This is a genomic window from Streptomyces sp. D2-8 (genome assembly GCF_023184515.1).
GTDB lineage: Bacteria > Actinomycetota > Actinomycetes > Streptomycetales > Streptomycetaceae > Streptomyces.
The window spans coordinates 237,993-257,307 of sequence record NZ_JAAHBP010000007.1; the positions used below are offsets into that span (position 1 = coordinate 237,993).

Consider the following 19,315-nt stretch of genomic DNA (forward strand, 5'->3'; position numbering starts at 1 on the left):
CACCGTTTGGGAATGACAGGGCAGGCAGGCCCATGGTGCTCACTTTCACAGGCACACACCCCTTGATCCCTGTACGATGAAGGCGTTACCCAGATCGAACCAACTCTGCCTGACGCAGAGCTGGCGCGACCGTATGGCGGTCGGGACACCCCTCCTCACCGGGCCCCGGCATCTACCGCAGTTCCGCGCAAGAGGACAGCTCTCGGCGCCGCCCACTACGGGGCCGCGCTACCAGGCGGCAGAAAGGCACGGGCCGTGGCGTCCACGGTCACCTCGAAGGCGTCGGAGAACTCGACGGCTTCCGCCCGCCCGGGATACGGCCGGCTGCTGCGCACCCGCGGCGCCTGGACGTTCCTGCTCCCCGGCTTCGCGGCACGCCAGCCGTTCGCGATGCTGACCATCTCCATCGTGCTGCTGGTGCAGCACACCACCGGCTCCTACGGAGCGGCGGGCGCCGCCGCGGCCGTCACCGGTGTCTCCATGGCCCTGTTCGCGCCCTGGAGCGGCCGCCTCGCCGACCGCTACGGGCAGCGCACCGTACTGATCCCCGGCGTACTGCTGCACGCGCTATCCGGGCTGACGCTCACCGCGCTCGCGCTGCTGGACGCGCCCCTGTGGGCGGTGTTCGTGGCGGCCGTCCCCACCGGCGCCTCGGTGCCGCAGGTCGGCCCGATGGTGCGGGCCCGCTGGGGCGTGAAGCTCAAGGACTCGCCGCTGATGACCACTGCCGCGGCCTTCGAGTCCGTCACGGACGAACTGACCTTCGTGGTCGGACCGCTGCTGGCCACCGCCCTGTGCACGGCGGTCGACCCGGCCGCCGGACTCGTCACGGAGGCCTCGCTGACCCTGCTCGGCGGTCTGCTGTTCGCCGCGCAGAAGAGCACCCAGCCCTCGGTCGCCGCCGACGGGCACGCGCGCGTGGAGCACGGTTCGGCGCTGCGCGTCCCCGGGGTGCGCGTGCTGATCGTGACCTTCCTCGGCATCGGGACCGTCTTCGGCGGCATGCAGGTCTCGCTGGCCGCGTTCACCGAGTCGATCGGCGAACCGGGCCTGAACGGCGTCCTCTACGGCGTCTTCGCGGCGGGCAACATGCTCTCCGGCGTGGTCTGCGGCGCGATCGCCTGGAAGGCGGCCCCGCAGCGGCGCCTGGTCATCGGCTACACGGCCCTCGCCCTCACCGCGTCGGGCCTGTGGGCCGCCCATTCGGTGCTGATCCTCGCCGGCCTCGGCCTGCTGGTCGGCATGTGCATCGCGCCCGCCCTGATCACCGGCTACACCCTCGTCGAGAGCCTGGTCCCGGCCGGTGCCCGCACCGAGGCCTTCACCTGGCTGACCGGAGCGGTGGCGCTCGGCCAGGCCGCCGCCGTCACGGTCGCCGGCCAGCTGGAGGACCGCTTCTGGGGAGGCGCCGGTTTCCTGGTGCCGATGGGCGGCACGGTACTGGCCCTGGCGACCCTCCTGGCCCTGCGTTCCCGGCTCGTGTCGCGGGGCAACGGCCGGACCGTCGCGCGTGGCGTGGGTCACCGCGTGCCGGTGGCAGTGGACTGAGCGGCCGGAATACGTCACTATGGATCGTCGTTAGCACTCATCGAGTGAGAGTGCCAGGAGGAAGACAGTGCCGACCTACCAGTACCAGTGCACCGCGTGCGGCGAGGGCCTCGAGGCGGTGCAGAAGTTCACCGACGACGCCCTGACCGAGTGCCCCAACTGCCAGGGCCGCCTGAAGAAGGTGTTCTCGGCGGTCGGCATTGTCTTCAAGGGCTCCGGCTTCTACCGGAACGACAGCCGCGGCTCCTCGTCGAGCAGCTCCCCGGCTCCGAAGTCGTCGAGCTCCGCGTCCTCGGGCTCGTCGTCCTCCGACTCCGGCTCGTCGAGCTCCGCTTCGAGCTCGTCGTCGAGCACCAGCTCCTCCAGCAGCAGCACCACCGCCGCGTAAGGCCTGATTCTTACGGGACCCTGTCGCCTTCGGGCGACGGGGTCCTCGGCGTTTCGGCGTGCGGTTAGGGTGCGGACATGGCGAACAAGGTGAACGTGGCGGACCAGGAAGGCGCCGGGATCGGCGTCATCGGCGGCTCGGGGTTCTACTCCTTCCTCGACGACGTGACCGAGATCCAGGTCGAGACCCCGTACGGGCCGCCCAGCGACTCCCTCTTCCTCGGTGTCGTCGCCGGCCGGCGGGTCGCCTTCCTGCCCCGGCACGGACGGGGCCACCACCTGCCGCCGCACCGGATCAACTACCGGGCCAACCTGTGGGCGCTGCGCTCGGTCGGCGTACGCCAGGTCCTCGCCCCGTGCGCCGTGGGCGGCCTGCGCCCCGAGTACGGGCCGGGCACGCTGCTGGTGCCGGACCAGCTGGTCGACCGCACGAAGTCCCGCGCCGGCAGCTACTTCGACGGGCTGCCGCTGCCCGACGGCTCCGTGCCGAACGTGGTGCATGTGTCGCTGGCCGACCCCTACTGCCCGACCGGGCGGGCCGTCGCACTGAAGGCGGCGCACGGCCGGGACTGGGAGCCCGTGAACGGCGGCACCCTGGTCGTCGTCGAGGGGCCGCGCTTCTCGACCCGTGCGGAATCGTTGTGGCACCAGGCGCAGGGCTGGTCGGTGGTGGGCATGACCGGCCACCCCGAGACGGCGCTCGCCCGCGAGCTGGAGCTCTGCTACACGTCCCTGGCCCTGGTCACCGACCTCGACGCGGGCGCCGAGACGGGCGAGGGCGTCTCGCACGACGAGGTGCTGCGGGTGTTCTCGGCGAACGTGGACCGGCTGCGGGGGGTGCTGTTCGACGCGGTGGCCGGGTTGCCGGCGGACGACGAGCGGGACTGTCTGTGTGCCGCTGCGCTGGGTGGGATGGATCCGGGGTTCGCGCTGCCGTAACCGACAGGCTTCAGGGGGGCGGAACTCGCCGTTCGGGTGAGGGAGTTGTCCACAGGCCGGTGCCGGGTCCACAGGCCTGAGCGGGCGGCGGCGCGCGGCCTCATCGTGAGGAGCGCAAGCCGGTCCCTCGTCGCAGGTGGTGGTCTCCGTGTCCCTCGTTCCTCCCTCGGTTGTGCCCTCGTCTCCTTCCTGGTCCCTCGCCTCGTGCCCGCCCGGGGCCCAGGTGCCCGCGACCCGTGAGGTGCCGCGGTTCGACCCGGTGCGGGTTCGCGGGGGTCACCGGTCCGGCCGGCTCGTCCGGCACCGGCGGCGGGCCGTGGCCGTCGGGCTCGCGGTCACCGCGACGGCACTCGTGGCGGCGGGCCCGCGCGGCACCGACGGGGCCCGTGGTCATCCCCGGGCGCTGCCTCCCGCGCACCCGGCCTCGGTGTCCGGGGAGCAGCCCGCGCACACGCGCCGTGCCGCGGGGTCGGTGACGGCCCCGGTCCGGATCTCCGACGCGGCCACGGTGCGGCTGCTGCGGCCCGGCGACCGGGTCGACGTCATCGCCGCCGAGCAGACGGTGCCGGGCGGTGATGCCCGGGTGGTCGCGCGCGGGGCCAGGGTGACGAAGGTGCCGGAGCCGGTGGAGGGCGCGGGCGACAGCGGGGCGCTGGTCGTCCTGTCGGTGCCGCGGGCCTCCGCCGCGCGGCTGGCCGGTGCGAGCGCCACAGGGCGGTTGGCGGTGACGCTGTGGTGACGGGCGCGGTGCCGCCAAGTCCTTCCTTAGAGGGACCCAGGTACTCGGTTCGGCCCAACGTTGACGTAGGTTGCGGAGCGTTTTGTTCCACAAGCTGCTCGTGTGAGGAAAGGCCCCGGGGTGAGCGAGAAGAAGGAACCGAGTCTCTGGGAGGGCTTCAAAGCCTTCCTGATGCGCGGGAACGTCGTCGATCTGGCGGTGGCGGTGGTGATCGGTGCCGCCTTCACCAACATCGTCAACGCCGTGGTGAAGGGGATCATCAACCCGGTCGTCGGTGCCATCGGGACCAAGAACCTCGACCACTACAGCTCGTGTCTGAGCTCGACCTGCCAGGGCGAGCAGGGCATCCAGATCCTGTGGGGTTCCGTCCTCGGCGCCGCCCTGAGCTTCGTGATCACCGCGGCGGTCGTCTACTTCCTGATGGTCCTGCCCATGGCGAAGTACCTCGCCCGGATGGAGGCGCGCCGGAAGGCGAAGGAGGGCGCGCAGGAGGTCATGGAGGTGACCGAGCTGGAGGTCCTGAAGGAGATCCGGGACGCGCTGATCGCCCAGCGCGGCTCGGGGCACGACCGGCAGTAGCGGCGCTGCGGGCGGCGGCAGCCCGGGCCGCCCGGAAGGCGCTGCGGGCGGCCGCCCGGCCGGTTCAGAGGTGGTGGGGCGGCTTCTCGTCCAGGAAGCGCTTGAGGTCCGCCGCACTGCCGCCGGAGTCGGTGCGCTCGCCCCAGCCCCGGTCGGTGTCGTCGGAGGACTGCTGGTCGAGCGGGTCGTCGAAGACCAGCGCGGGCTTCGGCTCGCGCGGCTCGGGGCCGGGCACGGTACTCATGCAACCAGGGTACGGTCGCGGAGAAATTCCCCGCGCCTTCTGCTGTGCTGGGACGCATGACGTCCAGCCCCACTCCCCCGCCCGTCCCCTCCGGCGCGCTCGGCGGCCGGGGACCGCTGCGCAGGCTTCGGGCCCGTGGCCGCGACGAGGCGCACCGGACGGCCTCGCCGCTGGAGCTCTTCTTCGACCTGTGCTTCGTCGTGGCCGTCGCCCAGGCTGGCATCGAGCTGGTGCACTCCGTCGCCGAAGGGCACGCGGGCCAGGGGATCCTCGACTACGCGATGGTGTTCTTCGCCCTGTGGTGGGCGTGGATGAACTTCACCTGGTTCGCCTCGGCGTACGACAACGACGACGTCCTCTACCGGGTCGTCACGCTGGTGCAGATCGCGGGTGTGCTGGTCCTCGCGGCAGGGGTCTCGCGGGCGTTCGCAGACCACGACTACCTCGTGGTCTGGCTGGGCTACGCGATCATGCGGGTGGCCTTGGCGGCGCAGTGGCTGCGGGCGGCCCGGGCCGGCGAGGGCCCGGAGCGCACGACGGCTCTGCGTTACGCCGGCGGCGTGCTGGCGTGCCAGGTCGGCTGGCTGGGGCTGCTGTTCCTGCCCGAGGGGGCCCGGCCCTGGTGGTTCCTGGTCATGGCGCTGCTGGAGATGTGTGTGCCGCCCTTCGCGGAGAGGGGCCACAGCACGTCCTGGCATCCCCGCCATATCGCGGAGCGGTACGGGCTGTTCACCATCATCGTGCTCGGCGAGACGATCGCGGCGGCCACGGTCGCGGTGAAGTCCGGCATCGACGAGAACGACGCGCTGGGCGAGCTCCTCCCCATCGCGGCGGGCGGGCTGCTGATCATCTTCGCCGCGTGGTGGATCTACTTCGTGGTGCCCATCCACGGCCATCTGCGTTCCAACCGGCAGGCGTTCCTGTGGGGCTACGGCCACTACCTGGTGTTCGCGTCGGCGGCGGCGATCGGGGCCGGGCTGGAGATGGCGGTGGAGCAGAGGGTCGGCAAGGCGCACATCTCCACGCTGGCGGCGTCGGCGGCGGTGACGTTGCCGACGGCCCTGTACCTGCTCACGGTGTGGGCGCTGCACTCGCGCCACTTCAAGCGGGGCATCACCCAGCAGCTGGTGCTGCCGACGACGGCACTGCTGGTGATCTGCTGCACATTCCTGGGTCACTGGGCGGTGTTCACGGCGGGTGTGGTGTGCGCGCTGTCCGTGGCGGCCGGAGAGACTCTGGCGGCGCGCATGGCCGTCCGGGAGAGCGGTCCGGTGACGCGGGCCGGGTGAGGGCGTCCGCGTCCCGGTCCCCCCTCTCTCTCCCCCCCGAACGTCAACCGGCTGACGCGGCGCCCACCGGCTCGGTACGCCCGCCGGGGCCGAGGGCTGGACGAGACTGTGTGTCATGACAGTTGACGCACTGACGGATGTCTCCGGCCTTCGGGTGGGGCACGCGACCCGCATCGGCGACGGTTGGCTCACCGGCACCACGGTCGTGCTCGCCCCGGAGGGCGGGGCCGTGGCCGCCGTGGACGTGCGGGGCGGCGGGCCCGGCACCAAGGAGACGGACGCGCTGGATCCGCGCAACGTGGTGCGGACGGTGGAGGCGGTCGTGCTGACCGGTGGCAGCGCGTACGGGCTCGACGCCGCGTCGGGGGTGATGGCCTGGCTGGAGGAGCAGGGGCGCGGGATCCGGGTGGGGGCGGACCCGGCGCATGTGGTGCCGGTGGTGCCCGCCGCCTGCGTCTTCGACCTGGGGCGGGGCGGCGACTTCCGGGCCCGGCCGGACGCGGCGACCGGCCGTGCCGCGGTCGAGGCGGCTGCGGCGAGGGAGCTCGGCGCGCCGGTGCCCCAGGGGTGCGTGGGCGCGGGCACGGGAGCGGTGGTCGGGGTGGTGAAGGGCGGTGTCGGCAGCGCGAGCACGGTGCTCGGCTCGGGGATCACGGTGGCCGCGCTGGTGGTGGCCAACGCGGCGGGATCGACGGTGGATCCGGAAACGGGGGTGCTGTACGGGGAGTTGTTCCAGGGACGGGTGGCGTACCCGGAGGCGGAGGTCCACGCGGCCGCGCAGCGGCGTCTGACGGAGACGGCCGCGCGGAGCACACCGCCGCCGCTCAACACCACGCTCGCGGTGGTCGCCACGGACGCGGATCTGTCCAAGGCGCAGGCGCAGAAGCTGGCCGGCACGGCGCACGACGGCATCGCCCGCGCGGTGCGTCCGGTGCATCTCCTCAACGACGGGGACACGGTGTTCGCGCTGGCGACGGGCGACCGCGCCCTGGACGCCGCGAACCCGCTCGCCCTCAACGAGATCCTGGCGGCGGGCGCGGACATGGTGACGCGGGCGATCGTCCGGGCCGTACGGGCCGCGGAGCCGGTGGACGGTCCGGGCGGGGCGTGGCCGTCGTACGGGGAGTTGTACGCGGGTCGCTGAACAGGCGTGCGGCGCTCGGCAGATCCACACGGGGCCGGAATTTGTCGCGGTTCTGTCACGTGACGGCCTTCATGGGGAACGGACGGAACCCGACCGGCTCCCCGCCCCCTCTTCCCTCACGTACTGGAGCGGATCACGCAACATCACACGAACTGGGAGCAGCCCGTGACAACGCCGAACATTTCAGCGCGGCGCACTGTGGGGGCCTGTGCCGCCCTGATGGTCGGCGCCCTGACGCTCACCGCCTGCGGTGGCAGCGCCAACGCCAAGGACGACGAGAAGGGCGGCGACGGCGGCACCAAGACGTCCGTCGCGAAGATCGCCATCTCGGCGAAGGACGGTTCGACCGGCGCGTCCATCAACTCGACCGGCGTGAAGGTCAGCGACGGGAAGCTGACCGACGTGAAGATGACGGTGGCGGGCAGCGACCAGGCCGTGCCGGGCTCCATGTCCGGCGACGGCAAGGCCTGGAAGCCGAAGGAGCAGCTGGAGCGCGGGACGAAGTACCAGATATCGGCGACCGCCCAGGACACGGACGGCCGGACGGCCGCGGCCAACTCGATCTTCACGACGGTGACGTCCTCGAACAGCTTCATCGGGACGTACACGCCGGACAACGGCACGACGGTCGGTGTGGGCATGCCGGTGTCGTTCACCTTCGACAAGGCCATCACCGACCGCAAGACCGTGCAGTCGCACATCACGGTGACCTCCAGCAGCGGGCAGAAGGTCGTCGGGCACTGGTTCAACGGGCAGCGGCTCGACTTCCGGCCGCAGGAGTACTGGAAGGCCGGCTCCAAGGTCACGATGAACATCGATCTGGACGGGGTCGAGGGCGCGAACGGCGTCTACGGCGTGCAGAAGAAGACGGTCACCTTCACGGTGGGCCGTTCGCAGGTCTCCACGGTCGACGCGGGCACCCAGACCATGACGGTCGTGCGGGACGGCAAGACCGTCAAGACGATCCCGATCTCGGCGGGCAGCGCGCAGCACACCACCTACAACGGGCAGATGGTGATCTCGGAGAAGTTCGTCCAGACCCGGATGAACAGCCGGACGGTCGGGCTGGGCGGCGAGTACGACATCCCGGACGTGCCGCACGCGATGCGTCTGACGACGTCCGGCACCTTCATCCACGGCAACTACTGGTACAACAAGGGCAACCCGCCCTTCGGCCGCCAGGGCACCAGCCACGGCTGCGTCGGTCTCGCCGACGTCCAGGGCGCGGGGGGCAGCACGCCCTCCAAGTGGTTCTACGACAACTCGCTCATCGGCGACGTGGTGATCGTGAAGAACTCCCCGGACAAGACGGTGGCGCCGGACAACGGGCTCAACGGCTGGAACATGGCGTGGAGCCAGTGGGTCTCGGGCGACGCTTCCTGACCAGCTGAAGGACCGCCCCAACTGGGGTTTTTGACGGACCGACCGGGCCGCGCGGGAACTTTTCGCGCGGCCCGCGCGTTTTCCCGGACGTACGTTTTCTCGGTTCCCGGACATGATGTCCGACCGAGGGGCTACGGTATGCACCCACAAGGTGACATGCAGCAACGCCGGGAGAAACCTTGAGCGTTCCGTACGAGACGGCAGCGTACGAACCCCACGACTCGCCCGAGTCTCCGGAGGAGCACCTCGCGCGACTCCTCGGCCGCGCCCTGAACTCCTTCGAACTACCGGACGAGACGATAAGGCGCCTCGACTGCGCGCTGGCGCACGACGGTTCGCTGCACTCCGCGCACCACAGCGCGGGCCTGCACCGGGAGACGTACCGGCACACGTGGCTGCTCGCCGACGGTTCGGCGCTCACACTCTGGGAGCTCGTCCACAACACCGCGCCGGGCAGCGAAGCGCAGCACGAGGTGTACGTCGACGAGGAGGAGCTGCGCGCCGCCACCACGCGGCTGCCGCTGCCGCCGGACACCCCGGACTTCGAACTGCCGGTGATGGTGCAGCTGTCCCCCGTCCCCGCGCCCCGGCACGCGTACGCCGCGGAGGATTCGGCGGACCACGCGCGCAGGTTACTGCGCCGGGCGGAGAACACGGACCGGCCGGGCGCGGACACGGCGGCCCTGCTGGCCACGGCGTCCGGGCACCAGATCACCCAGGCCTTCGGCCGGCCGTGCCGCGCGGGCCGGGCGGGACTGGGCTTCTCGCTCTACGAGCACGCGTTCCTGCTGCGCGACGGCGAGGAGGTCTCCCTCTGGGAGGTCGAGCACACGGCGACGCCGGACGGGCGGCACATGTGCGAGGTGTACATCAGCGAGGACGCGGCACGCGAGGCGATGGAGCGGCGCGCGGCGCAGCTCTCCTGATCCAAACGACAGGCCCTATACGCCTCTGTCGCCGAGTTGGCGCGCCAGCTCGGCGAAGGCGTCTCTCTCCTCGGGGGTCAGTTCCACGGACTCCGACCGGGGGCCCGTCTGCCGCTGTTGCGGGAGGGCGGGGAGAGGGTGGCCTTCGGGCCACCGGGAGACGTGCTCGGGCATGCGCCCCAGTAGACACCACGGCCCGGGACTTCGATCCCGGGCCGTGATTTTCGTGATCTATCTCGCAGGTGGCATGAACGGTTCACACACCCCGAAAGGGGCGAACCTCACCCGCTTCATGCCGCGACGGGCTGCTTCGTCTCCGCCTTCCGGTCCGCGCTGCCCTCGCCGGAGGCCGGTGCGGCCCCCGGGGCCGGCTTGCGCATGCCCTTCAGGACGACGACGAGGGCCGTCGTGACGCAGACGCCCGCGGCGATGGCGAGCAGGTAGAGGAACGGGTTGCCGATCAGCGGGACCACGAAGATGCCGCCGTGCGGGGCACGCAGGGTGGCGCCGAAGGCCATCGACAGGGCGCCGGTGACCGCGCCGCCCGCCATGGAGGCCGGGATGACGCGCAGCGGGTCGGCCGCGGCGAAGGGGATCGCGCCCTCGGAGATGAAGGAGGCGCCGAGCACCCAGGCGGCCTTGCCGTTCTCCCGCTCGGTCTGGGTGAAGAGCTTGCCGCGCACGGTCGTCGCCAGGGCCATGGCCAGCGGCGGGACCATGCCGGCCGCCATCACCGCGGCCATGATCTTCATCGCCGAGTCGCTGGGGCTGGCCACCGCGATGCCGGCCGTGGCGAAGGTGTAGGCGACCTTGTTGACGGGGCCGCCGAGGTCGAAGCACATCATCAGGCCGAGCAGGGTGCCGAGCAGGATCGCGTTGCTGCCGGACAGGCCGTTCAGCCAGTCGGTCATGCCCTTCTGGGCCTCGGCGATGGGCTTGCCGATGACGACGAACATCAGGAACCCGACGATCGCCGAGGAGATCAGCGGGATCACCACCACGGGCATGATGCCGCGCAGCGCCGCCGGGACGTTCACCTTCTGGATCGCCATCACGACGCCACCGGCGATCAGACCGGCCGCCAGGCCGCCGAGGAAGCCTGCGTTGATGTTGAGCGCGATCATGCCGCCGACGAACCCGGGGACGATACCGGGCCGGTCCACCATGCCGTAGGCGATGTAGCCGGCCAGTACCGGGACGAGGAAGCCGAAGGCCACGCCGCCGATCTGGAAGAGCAGGGCCGCCCAGCTGTCGGCCTGCATCCACATGAAGTGGTCCATCACCGACGGGGCCTTGTCGACCTTGTAGCCGCCGATCGCGAACCCGAGGGCGATCAGCAGACCGCCCGCGGCGACGAACGGCACCATGTAACTGACGCCGGACATCAGCCACTTGCGCAGCTTGGTGCCGTAGCCCTCGCCGGAGTCGCCGGAGCGCTCCACGGGGGTTGCCGGGGCGGATCCGGAGGTGACCTCGCCGCGCGCGGCCTTCTCGCGGACCTCGGCGATGAGTTCGGCCGGGCGGTTGATGCCCGCCTTCACACCGACGTCGACGGTGGGCTTGCCGGCGAACCGCTCCTTCTCCCGCACGGGCACGTCGTGGGCGAAGATCACGGCGTCCGCCGCGGCGATGACCTCCGGGGCGAGCCGGGTGAAACCGGCCGAGCCCTGGGGCTCGACGGTGACTTCGACGCCCGCCTCCCGGCCGGCGTTCTCCAGCGACTCGGCCGCCATGTAGGTGTGGGCGATGCCGGTGGGGCAGGAGGTGACGGCGACGATGCGGAACGGACGCTCCTCGCCCCCAGTGGTGTCGCCCTCAGCGGTGTCGCTCTCAGCGGTGTCGCCGGCTTCGTCGGTGACCGTGGCGGCGGCGGGAGAGGCCGCTCCCGCCGACGCCACGGGGTCTTCGGTGCCCGCCGGTGCGGGTGCGTCCGGCTCGTCGCCGCGGATCAGGGCCGCCGCGGCCGGCGCGTCGCTCACCGCGCGCAGGGCGTCGGTGAACTCGCTGTTCATCAGCTGCCGGGCCAGCGACGACAGGATCGTCAGATGGGCGTCGTCCGCGCCGGCCGGCGCGGCGATCAGGAAGATCAGGTCGGCGGGGCCGTCCGGGGCACCGAAGTCGATGCCGTCGGCGCTGCGTCCGAAGGCGAGCGTCGGCTCGGTGACGTGCTCGCTGCGGCAGTGCGGGATGCCGATGCCGCCGTCGAGGCCGGTCGGCATCTGGGCCTCGCGGGCGGCCACGTCGGCGAGGAAGCCGTCCAGGTCGGTCACCCGGCCCAGGGCCACCATGCGCTCGGCGAGGGCACGCGCCGCCGCTTCCTTGGTGTCGGCGGAGAGGTCGAGATCGACCAGTTCCGCCGTGATCATGTCGCTCATCGCGGGCTCCTTAGCACGCGTATCGCCCGGTGGGAGGGGTGGGCGGGGAGGGGGACGGGGGTGCGGTGGGGGGTGACGGGGGTGGAGGCGGCGGGTAACGGGGAGGCCCGCCGCTCGCGCGTCGGTCCGCGCTGCTCGTCGTAGGTCATGACACCGGCTCCTTCAGCACACGGTCCGCCGGGACCTCGGACGTGACCGTCACCGCCGCCGGGTCCAGGTCACGCGGCGTCGGCATCACGCTGCCGGGCAGTTGGACGGCCGCCGCGCCGTGGGCGACCGCGGAGGCCAGGGCCTCGGGGCCGTTGCCGCCGGCGATCAGGAACCCGGCGAGGGAGGAGTCGCCGGCGCCCACGTTGCTGCGGACGGCGGCCACGCGGGCGCTGCCGAACCAGGCGCCCTGGTCGGAGACGAGCAGCTGACCGTCGGCGCCGAGGCTGGCGAGGACGGCCCGGGCGCCCATCTCGCGCAGTTCCTCGGCGGCCTTGACGGCGTCGCCGACGGTGGCGAGGGGGCGGCCGACGGCCTCGGACAGTTCCTCGGCGTTCGGCTTGACCACGTCGGGCCGCTCGCGCAGGGCCGCGAGCAGGGCGGGCCCCGAGGTGTCCAGGGCGATCCGCGCCCCGGCGGCGTGCGCGCGGGCGACCAGCTCGGCGTACCAGGAGGGGGCGAGCCCGCGGGGGAGGCTGCCGCAGCAGGCGATCCAGGCGGCCTCGCGGGACTGCTGCCGCACGGTCTCCAGGAGCAGTTCCCGCTCGGCGCCGGACAGTTCGGGGCCGGGCGCGTTGATCTTCGTCAGGACGCCGTCGGACTCGGCGAGGGCGATGTTGGAGCGGGTGGCCCCGGCGACCGGTACGGGCGCGACCTCGATGCCCTGCTTGTCGAGCAGGTCGGCGACGAGGGCGCCCGGGGCGCCGCCCAGGGGCAGGACCGCCACCGTGCGCTGCCCCGCCGCGGCGACGGCACGCGAGACGTTCACGCCCTTGCCGCCCGGGTCCATCCGCTCGCCGGTGGCGCGGATGACCTCGCCGCGGTCGAGGGACGGCACCTCGTAGGTGCGGTCCAGGGACGGGTTGGGGGTGACGGTGAGGATCATGCGCGCACTACTTCCGTGCCGCCGCGCTCGATCGCGACGGCGTCTTCGGGGCTCAGCCCGCTGTCGGTGATCAGCAGGTCCACATCGCTCAGGTCGCCGAAGCGGGCGAAGTGCTCCTGGCCGTGCTTGGAGGAGTCGGCGAGCAGCACCACGCGGCGGGCGGCGGCGACGGCCGCGCGCTTCACGGCGGCCTCGGCGAGGTCGGGGGTGGTCAGGCCGTGCTCGGCGGAGAAGCCGTTGGCGGCCACGAACAGCACGTCGGCGCGGATCTCGCCGTACGCCCGCAGCGCCCAGGCGTCCACGGCAGCGCGCGTGCGGTGGCGTACGCGCCCTCCGATGAGGTGGAGCTGGATGCCGGGGTGGTCGGCGAGACGGGCCGCGATGGGGAGGCTGTGGGTGACGACGGTGAGGGATGCCTCCAGCGGGAGGGCGGCGGCCATCCGGGCCACCGTCGTCCCGGCGTCGAGGATCACCGTGCCCTCGACGGGCAGTTCCGCGAGGGCCGCCTTGGCGATGTTGTCCTTCTCGTCGGCGGCGGTCGTCTCGCGCTCGGCGAGGTCCGGCTCGAAGTCGAGGCGCCCGGCCGGGATGGCCCCGCCGTGCACCCGGCGGACCAGCCCGGCGCGGTCGAGGGCCTTCAGATCCCGGCGGATCGTCTCCGCCGTCACCTGGAACTCCTCGGCCAGCGACACGACATCCACTCGGCCGCCGTCACGGGCGAGCCGGAGGATCTCCTGCTGCCGCTCCGGTGCGTACATGTCCGTTCACCTCCGCCTCATGCCCGAACGTGTGGTTTCAGCGGGAGGCTACGCCGAGATTGCCGCAAAGTAAACAGGTTCGGACCCAGCCGGGCATGAGTAGAAACGCGAGCGGGCCCGGCACCCGAGGTGCCGAGCCCGCTGGAACCGCATCCGCCGCGGTCCGTTCGCGCCGTTCTCAGGAGGCCAGCGCCGGTTCCTGCTCCTCCAACGCCGCCTGCTCCCCCTCCACATGCTGCGCGGGCCGCTTCGGCAGCGCGAACATCAGCAGGAAGATGGCGCCCATCACCGCGGCGACCCAGCCGAGCGCGTTCTGGAAGGCGTCCGCGAAGGCCGGACCGACCTGCTCCGGCCGCAGATGGTCGGAGATCGTGCCGAAGAACACCACCGACACCAGCCCCAGACCCAGCGCGTTGCCCATCTGCTGCACGGTGTTGATCAGCCCCGACGCCGAACCGGCGTGCTCGCGCGGCACCTCCGAGAGGACCGCGTCGGTCAGCGGCGCGACGATCAGGCCCATGCCCACGCCCATCACGACGAGCGGGAGGGCCATCTGCCAGGGAGCTATGGCGAGGCCGTAGTGCCCGGACTCCCAGATGTAGAGCAGCACCCCGGCCGCCATCACGAGCGCGCCCGCCTGGAGCACCCTGCGCCCGAAGCGCGGGACCAGCATCTGCACCGACATCCCGGCGGCCGCGGACACGGCGATCGAGAACGGCACCCCGGTCAGCCCGGCCTTCAGCGGGCTCCAGCCCAGCCCGAACTGCATGTACAGCGTCCACACCAGGAAGAACACTCCGAGCGCGACCCCGAAGACGGTCTGCACGGCGATGCCCGCCGCAAAGCTCTTGACCCTGAACAGGGACAGCTCGATCAACGGGGAGCCGTCCCGGGAGGCCTTCCGCTTCTCGTACGCCACCAGCGCGGCGAGGACGACGAGCGAGCCGGCCATCGAGAGGTACCCCCACACCGGCCAGTCCAGCTCACGACCGCGAATGAGCGGATAGAGCAGCATCAGCAGGCCCAGCGTCACGAGCGCGACACCCACCAGGTCCAGCTTCAGAGCGCGCGGCGCCTTGGACTCGCTGATGAAGCGGCTGCCGAGGACCAGCCCGGCGACACCCACGGGCAGGTTGATCAGGAAGATCGACCGCCACCCCCAGCCGAACAGGTCCCACTCGGTCAGCAGCGCGCCGAGCAGCGGACCGGACACGGCCCCGAGACCGACGACCGCGCCGAACAGCCCGAACACCTTGCCCCGCTCGTGCGCCGGGAAGGTCGCGTGCACGATCGACAGCACCTGCGGCACCATCAGCGCCGCCATGCCGCCCTGCAGGAACCGCGAGGCGACCAGCATCTCCGGGTTCACCGCGAGACCGCACAGCGCGGAGGCCACCGTGAAACCGCCGATGCCGACGAGGAAGATCCGCTTGCGGCCGTGGATGTCGCCGAGCCGTCCGCCGGTGATCAGACCGGCGGCGAAGGCGAGGGCGTAACCGGCGGTGATCCACTGGATCTGGCTGAAGGACGCGCCCGCCTCCCGCTGGATCGACGGGATGGCGATGTTGACGATCGTCACGTCGACGAGGTCCATGAAGGCCGCGGTCATCACGATCGCGAGGGCGAACCAGCGTCGGCGGTCGGTCCCGCGGCCCGCCGTGCCGAGGGTGGTGTCGGTGGAGTTCATGCTTCGAAGTTAGACCCTCATTAGGTCAGAACATGTCCTAGTGGTGAGGCATCCTCGTCGGTATGACGACGGACACTCCGGCCCGGCTGCTGACGCTCCTCTCCCTCCTCCAGACGCCCCGCGAATGGCCCGGCGGCGAGCTCGCCGGCCGGCTCGGGGTCTCCCGCCGCACGGTCCGTCGGGACATCGACCGGCTGCGCGAGCTGGGCTACCCCGTGCAGGCGACCAAGGGCGCCGACGGCGGCTACCGGCTGGTCGCCGGCAAGGCCATGCCGCCGCTCGTGCTCGACGACGAGGAGGCCGTGGCCATCGCGGTCGGGCTGCGCGCCGGGGCCGGGCACGCGGTGGAGGGCCTGGACGAGGCGTCGGTGCGGGCGCTGGCCAAACTTGGAGCAGGTCCTGCCGGGCCGGCTGCGCCACCGCGTGACCACCCTCCAGGCCGCCACCACACCACTGACCAGCGGGGACGGGCCGAGCATCGCACCCGAGACCCTGACCGTCATGGCCTCGACGGTGGCCGGGCACGAGCGGCTGCGGTTCGCCTACCGGGCCGCGGACGGCACCGAGTCGCGGCGCCTGACGGAGCCGTTCCGGCTGGTGTCGACGGGCCGCCGCTGGTACCTCGTGGCGTACGACATCGACCGGGACGACTGGCGCACGTTCCGCGTCGACCGGGTCAGCGAGCCGTTCGCCACCGGGGCCCGGTTCGTGCCGCGTGAGCTGCCGACGGGGAGCGCGGCGGAGTACCTGCGGCGGTCGATGCAACGGCAGCAGCCGTCCTACGACTTCGAGGTCACGTTCGCCGCACCGGCCGACTTCGTCGCCGCCCGGGTGCCCAAGTGGCTGGGCACGCCGGAGCCGTTGGACGAAGGCAGCTGCCGGCTGCGGGGATCCGTCGGGGACGCGGTGCAGTGGGTGGCGTTCCGGCTGGCGATGCTGGAGTGCGACTTCGTGGTGCACGAGCCCGAGCAACTGGTGACGGCCGTGCGGGAGTTGGGGGCGCGGTTGAGCAGAGCGGCCGGCGGACGGGACGCCGGCGGGGCGTGAGCCGTCGCGTCACGCGCCCCACGGGAAGTCCCGCAGCGCGGCGAGATTCCGCAGCGCGAGTTCCGCCGGACCGTCCGGGCCCTCGACAGGCCCGTCCCCCGCGGCCCAGGCCTCCAGGGCGGCACGCACGGCGGCACTCGCGACCGCGGCGGCGAAGCGCAGCTCAGGGTCTGCCGCGCGGGGCAGGGCAGGGGCTGCTGCGCAGGGCAGAGCAGAGGCTGCGGCGGGGGCCGGGGCAGGGGGCGCGGCGGAGGCCGGGGCTGGGGGCGCCCCGGAGACCGGACCAGCGGTCCCGGCGGAGGCCGCGCCAGGAGTCGCCCCGGAGACCGGACCAGCGGTCCCGGCGGAGGCCGCGCCAGGAGTCGCCCCGGAGGCCGGACCAGCAGTCCCGGCGGAGACCGGACCAGCAGTCCCGGCGGAGACCGGACCAGCGGTCCCGGCGGAGGCCGCGCCAGCAGCGGCGGCAACGTTGTCGCCGCACTCCGGCGCCGCAGGCACCCCGGGAGTCCCGGACGCCCCGGCACGTGTCACCCGTTCCGCCAGCACCTCCCCCAGCAGCCGCTCGGACGCCTGGCACACCTCCGCCCACACCCTGCGCAGGGACGGGGTCGCCTCGGCCAGGCGCAGGAGCGCGCGGACCCACTCCCAGGAGGACGCCGAGACGCCGACGCCCGGGGTGAGGGTGTGGCGCACCCCCTCCTCCAGGGCTTGGATCACACCGACGTCGGCGGGAGCGGCACGCACCGCCTCCGCCCAGCGCTGGGCGCCGGCCGCGTAGAGCGGGGCGACGGCTTCTTCCTTGGTGGCGAAGTACCGGTAGAAGGTGCGCGGGGCGACACCGGCTGCCTGGGCGATGTCCTCCGCGCGCGTGGCGCGCAGGCCGCGCCGTACGAAGAGGCCGGCCGCCGCCCGGGCGATCTCCATACGTGTCTCGGCCTTCCGCCGCTCGGTCAGCGAGGGCGAAGGCGGGGTCGGGGTGGTGCTGCTCACGCCCGGCAGGCTATGCCTATGTGACACAATCTGCCATCTGGCGGGCCACCCCGTGGTTCAGGTACGGGGTGACCCGCCCTCCAGCACCACACCCACTCCTCGGCCGGCTTCCGGCGAAGGCGGGCCGGACAGTTGAGAGCCGGGCTCCGGCGTCCGGGGGGAAGGACGCCGAAGCCCGGCCTCGGGGGAAGTCCCGGCGCCGGGGGGAGTGCGACGGGACTTGGCTGTTGGGGTTCAGGGGGCGTGGCCCCGGGCCCGAACTGGTGGACCCAGAAGTCTTGTTCCCTCAGTCCGCGGATTGAAGCGGCGTTACAACGCCATGTTTGCGCGGTCTTTCGCCACCCGGCGTACGCGGTGACCCCCGGGCGCACTGGGTCCGTCACCCACCGGCCGTGGGAGGCGGGCCGTCCGCCCGGAGGCTCACCGTCACACGTGTCACGCCGCCGCGTCGAATCCGGTGCTGCGGGCCAGCTTCTTCAGCTCCAGCAGCGCGTGCTTCTCGATCTGCCGGATGCGCTCGCGGGTCAGGCCGTGCTCCTTGCCGACCTCGGTCAGCGTGCGCTCCCGGCCGTCCTCGATGCCGTAGCGCATCTTGATGATCGACGCCGTGCGCTGGTCGAGCCGGCCGATCAGGTCGTCGAGCTCCTCGCTGCGCAGCAGCGTGAGCACCGACTGCTCGGGCGACACCGCCGAGGTGTCCTCCAGGAGGTCGCCGAACTGGGTCTCGCCCTCGTCGTCGACCGACATGTTCAGCGAGACCGGGTCGCGGGCCCAGTCCAGGACGTCGGTGACGCGCTCCGGGGTCGAGCCGAGCTCGGCCGCGATCTCCGTGGGCTCCGGGTCCCGGCCGTGCTCGCGGTTGAACTCGCGCTGCACACGGCGGATCCGGCCGAGCTCCTCCACGAGGTGGACGGGCAGGCGGATCGTACGGGACTGGTCCGCTATCGACCGCGTGATGGCCTGGCGGATCCACCACGTCGCATACGTGGAGAACTTGAAGCCCTTGCGGTAGTCGAACTTCTCGACCGCGCGCACCAGGCCGGCGTTGCCCTCCTGGATCAGGTCCAGCAGCGGCAGACCGCTGCGGGGGTAGCGGCGGGCGACCGCGACGACCAGGCGCAGGTTGGAGCGGATGAAGACATCCTTGGCCCGCTCGCTCTCGTCGACCAGGGCCTGCAGCTCCTCGGGCGAGGCCTCGGCCTTGTTCTCCTCCAGGCCGTCGAGGATCTGCTGCGCGAACACACCCGCTTCGATGATCTGGGACAGCTCGACCTCCTTGGCGGCGTCGAGCAGCGGTGTACGCGCGATCTCGTCGAGGTACATGCCGACCAGGTCGCGGTCGGCGATCTCGCCGCCATGGGCGCGAACACTGCTTGCCGCGTCGGCCGTCTCGCCGGTGGCGGACTGACGACGGGCGACGGCACGGGTTGCCATGCGAGCTCCCTTGCGATGGTGAGGTCAGCGGGTGGTCCTTCGGACGCGGGGCTCCGTCTTCCGGGACTCTCCGGACTCTCCTCGGGTGCCCTGCATCCGATGGAAACAACGACTGGAATCAGGACAGAATTCCCAACCCGGCCCCCGATTTTTCTGATCATGCAGTACCCTGTCCGGCCACACAGGGAGGCGCGGTGCCGACGGAGCGTACAGAGGTGCAGGTCAGGCCGGGAGTCGAGGCTGACCTCGAGGCCCTCACAGCCCTCTACAACCACTATGTACGTGAGACGGCGATCACATTCGATATCACGATCTTCAGTCCGGAGGAGCGCCGCCCTTGGCTGCTCTCCCACCCTGAAGACGGACCGCATCGCCTGATGGTTGCCACGGCGGCGGACTCACAGGAGATTCTGGGGTACTCCACTTCCAGCCCTTTCCGAATGAAGCCCGCCTATGCCACCTCCGTGGAGACGACCGTGTACGTCGCCCCGGACGCCGGCGGGCGCGGCGTCGGCACGCTCCTCTACTCGGCCCTCTTCGAGGCCCTGTCCGGCGAGGATCTGCACCGCGCCTACGCGGGCATCGCGCTGCCGAACGAGGCGTCGGCCCGGCTGCACGAGCGCCTCGGCTTCCGGCATGTCGCCACCTACCGGGAGGTCGGCCGCAAGTTCGGCCGGTACTGGGACGTGGCCTGGTACGAGAAGCCGCTGTAGGCACCTGCGCCTGGCACGAGAGCCGCTGTGGGCGCCTGCC

17 protein-coding genes and 1 pseudogene are annotated in these 19,315 nt (G+C 72.0%); 11 read left to right on the top strand and 7 right to left on the bottom strand.

Annotated features, from left to right (window positions below; translation table 11 throughout):
• The first annotated feature begins 255 nt into the window (after positions 1-255).
• The 5 genes from G3I77_RS14760 to mscL all read left to right on the top strand — a co-directional run bounded on the left by G3I77_RS14760 (position 256) and on the right by mscL (position 4,192).
• A complete protein-coding gene (locus tag G3I77_RS14760; protein WP_248503862.1) occupies positions 256-1,548 on the top strand; it encodes an MFS transporter in 1,293 nt (430 codons plus the stop codon).
• Positions 1,549-1,615: 67 nt separating this feature from the next.
• Entirely contained in the window at positions 1,616-1,936 is a 321-nt protein-coding gene (locus tag G3I77_RS14765) for an FmdB family zinc ribbon protein (RefSeq protein WP_248503863.1), read from the top strand.
• A gap of 77 nt (positions 1,937-2,013) precedes the next feature.
• Positions 2,014-2,874 carry an S-methyl-5'-thioadenosine phosphorylase gene (locus G3I77_RS14770; protein WP_248503866.1) on the top strand — a complete coding sequence of 287 codons (861 nt, stop codon included), beginning with the start codon at positions 2,014-2,016 and terminating at the stop codon, positions 2,872-2,874.
• 223 nt (positions 2,875-3,097) lie between these two features.
• Positions 3,098-3,613 (top strand): RcpC/CpaB family pilus assembly protein, encoded by a 516-nt coding sequence (locus G3I77_RS14775; protein ID WP_308311389.1) that lies wholly within the window; start codon positions 3,098-3,100, stop codon positions 3,611-3,613.
• 120 nt (positions 3,614-3,733) lie between these two features.
• A complete protein-coding gene (mscL, locus tag G3I77_RS14780; protein WP_248503868.1) occupies positions 3,734-4,192 on the top strand; it encodes a large conductance mechanosensitive channel protein MscL in 459 nt (152 codons plus the stop codon).
• A 64-nt stretch (positions 4,193-4,256) separates the two neighbouring features.
• Here the strand turns inward: mscL and G3I77_RS14785 are convergent, their stop codons facing one another.
• Positions 4,257-4,436, bottom strand: a complete 180-nt coding sequence (locus G3I77_RS14785; protein WP_030845027.1) for a hypothetical protein — start codon at positions 4,434-4,436, stop codon at positions 4,257-4,259.
• 56 nt (positions 4,437-4,492) lie between these two features.
• On the opposite strand from G3I77_RS14785, the gene G3I77_RS14790 reads away from it, so the two are divergent.
• From G3I77_RS14790 to G3I77_RS14805, 4 genes are all read left to right on the top strand, one after another.
• Entirely contained in the window at positions 4,493-5,725 is a 1,233-nt protein-coding gene (locus tag G3I77_RS14790) for a low temperature requirement protein A (protein ID WP_248503870.1), read from the top strand.
• Positions 5,726-5,840: 115 nt separating this feature from the next.
• The gene (locus tag G3I77_RS14795) at positions 5,841-6,869 is read left to right on the top strand and encodes a P1 family peptidase (protein WP_248503873.1); all 1,029 of its coding nucleotides are present in this window, start codon (positions 5,841-5,843) and stop codon (positions 6,867-6,869) included.
• Positions 6,870-7,034: 165 nt separating this feature from the next.
• Positions 7,035-8,252, top strand: coding sequence for an Ig-like domain-containing protein (locus G3I77_RS14800; RefSeq protein WP_248503878.1), 1,218 nt, complete (start codon positions 7,035-7,037; stop codon positions 8,250-8,252).
• Between the two features lie 179 nt (positions 8,253-8,431).
• A complete protein-coding gene (locus G3I77_RS14805) occupies positions 8,432-9,178 on the top strand; it encodes a DUF6227 family protein (protein ID WP_248503880.1) in 747 nt (248 codons plus the stop codon).
• 290 nt (positions 9,179-9,468) lie between these two features.
• Here the strand turns inward: G3I77_RS14805 and G3I77_RS14810 are convergent, their stop codons facing one another.
• The 4 genes from G3I77_RS14810 to G3I77_RS14825 all read right to left on the bottom strand — a co-directional run bounded on the left by G3I77_RS14810 (position 9,469) and on the right by G3I77_RS14825 (position 15,091).
• Positions 9,469-11,553 carry a fructose-specific PTS transporter subunit EIIC gene (locus tag G3I77_RS14810; protein ID WP_248503883.1) on the bottom strand — a complete coding sequence of 695 codons (2,085 nt, stop codon included), beginning with the start codon at positions 11,551-11,553 and terminating at the stop codon, positions 9,469-9,471.
• A gap of 145 nt (positions 11,554-11,698) precedes the next feature.
• The gene (gene pfkB / locus G3I77_RS14815) at positions 11,699-12,646 is read right to left on the bottom strand and encodes a 1-phosphofructokinase (protein WP_248503885.1); all 948 of its coding nucleotides are present in this window, start codon (positions 12,644-12,646) and stop codon (positions 11,699-11,701) included.
• Entirely contained in the window at positions 12,643-13,404 is a 762-nt protein-coding gene (locus G3I77_RS14820) for a DeoR/GlpR family DNA-binding transcription regulator (RefSeq protein WP_248503889.1), read from the bottom strand. The genes pfkB and G3I77_RS14820 overlap by 4 nt, the downstream gene beginning before the upstream one ends.
• Positions 13,405-13,582: 178 nt before the next feature.
• On the bottom strand, positions 13,583-15,091 hold the full coding sequence (locus tag G3I77_RS14825; protein ID WP_248503892.1) for an MFS transporter: 1,509 nt from the start codon (positions 15,089-15,091) through the stop codon (positions 13,583-13,585).
• Between the two features lie 62 nt (positions 15,092-15,153).
• On the opposite strand from G3I77_RS14825, the pseudogene G3I77_RS14830 reads away from it, so the two are divergent.
• A pseudogene (locus G3I77_RS14830) lies at positions 15,154-16,138 on the top strand (helix-turn-helix transcriptional regulator).
• Positions 16,139-16,147: 9 nt separating this feature from the next.
• On the opposite strand, the gene G3I77_RS41185 reads toward G3I77_RS14830, so the two are convergent.
• Positions 16,148-17,092: a TetR/AcrR family transcriptional regulator gene (locus G3I77_RS41185; protein WP_374385395.1), complete on the bottom strand. Its 945-nt coding sequence runs from the start codon at positions 17,090-17,092 to the stop codon at positions 16,148-16,150.
• Positions 17,093-17,563: 471 nt separating this feature from the next.
• Positions 17,564-18,562 (bottom strand): RNA polymerase sigma factor RpoD/SigA, encoded by a 999-nt coding sequence (locus G3I77_RS14845; RefSeq protein ID WP_248503897.1) that lies wholly within the window; start codon positions 18,560-18,562, stop codon positions 17,564-17,566.
• 194 nt (positions 18,563-18,756) lie between these two features.
• Between G3I77_RS14845 and G3I77_RS14850 the strand changes: the two genes are divergently transcribed.
• Complete coding sequence (locus G3I77_RS14850) at positions 18,757-19,275, top strand: GNAT family N-acetyltransferase (RefSeq protein ID WP_248503900.1); 519 nt, start codon at positions 18,757-18,759, stop codon at positions 19,273-19,275.
• The last annotated feature ends 40 nt before the right edge of the window (positions 19,276-19,315 follow it).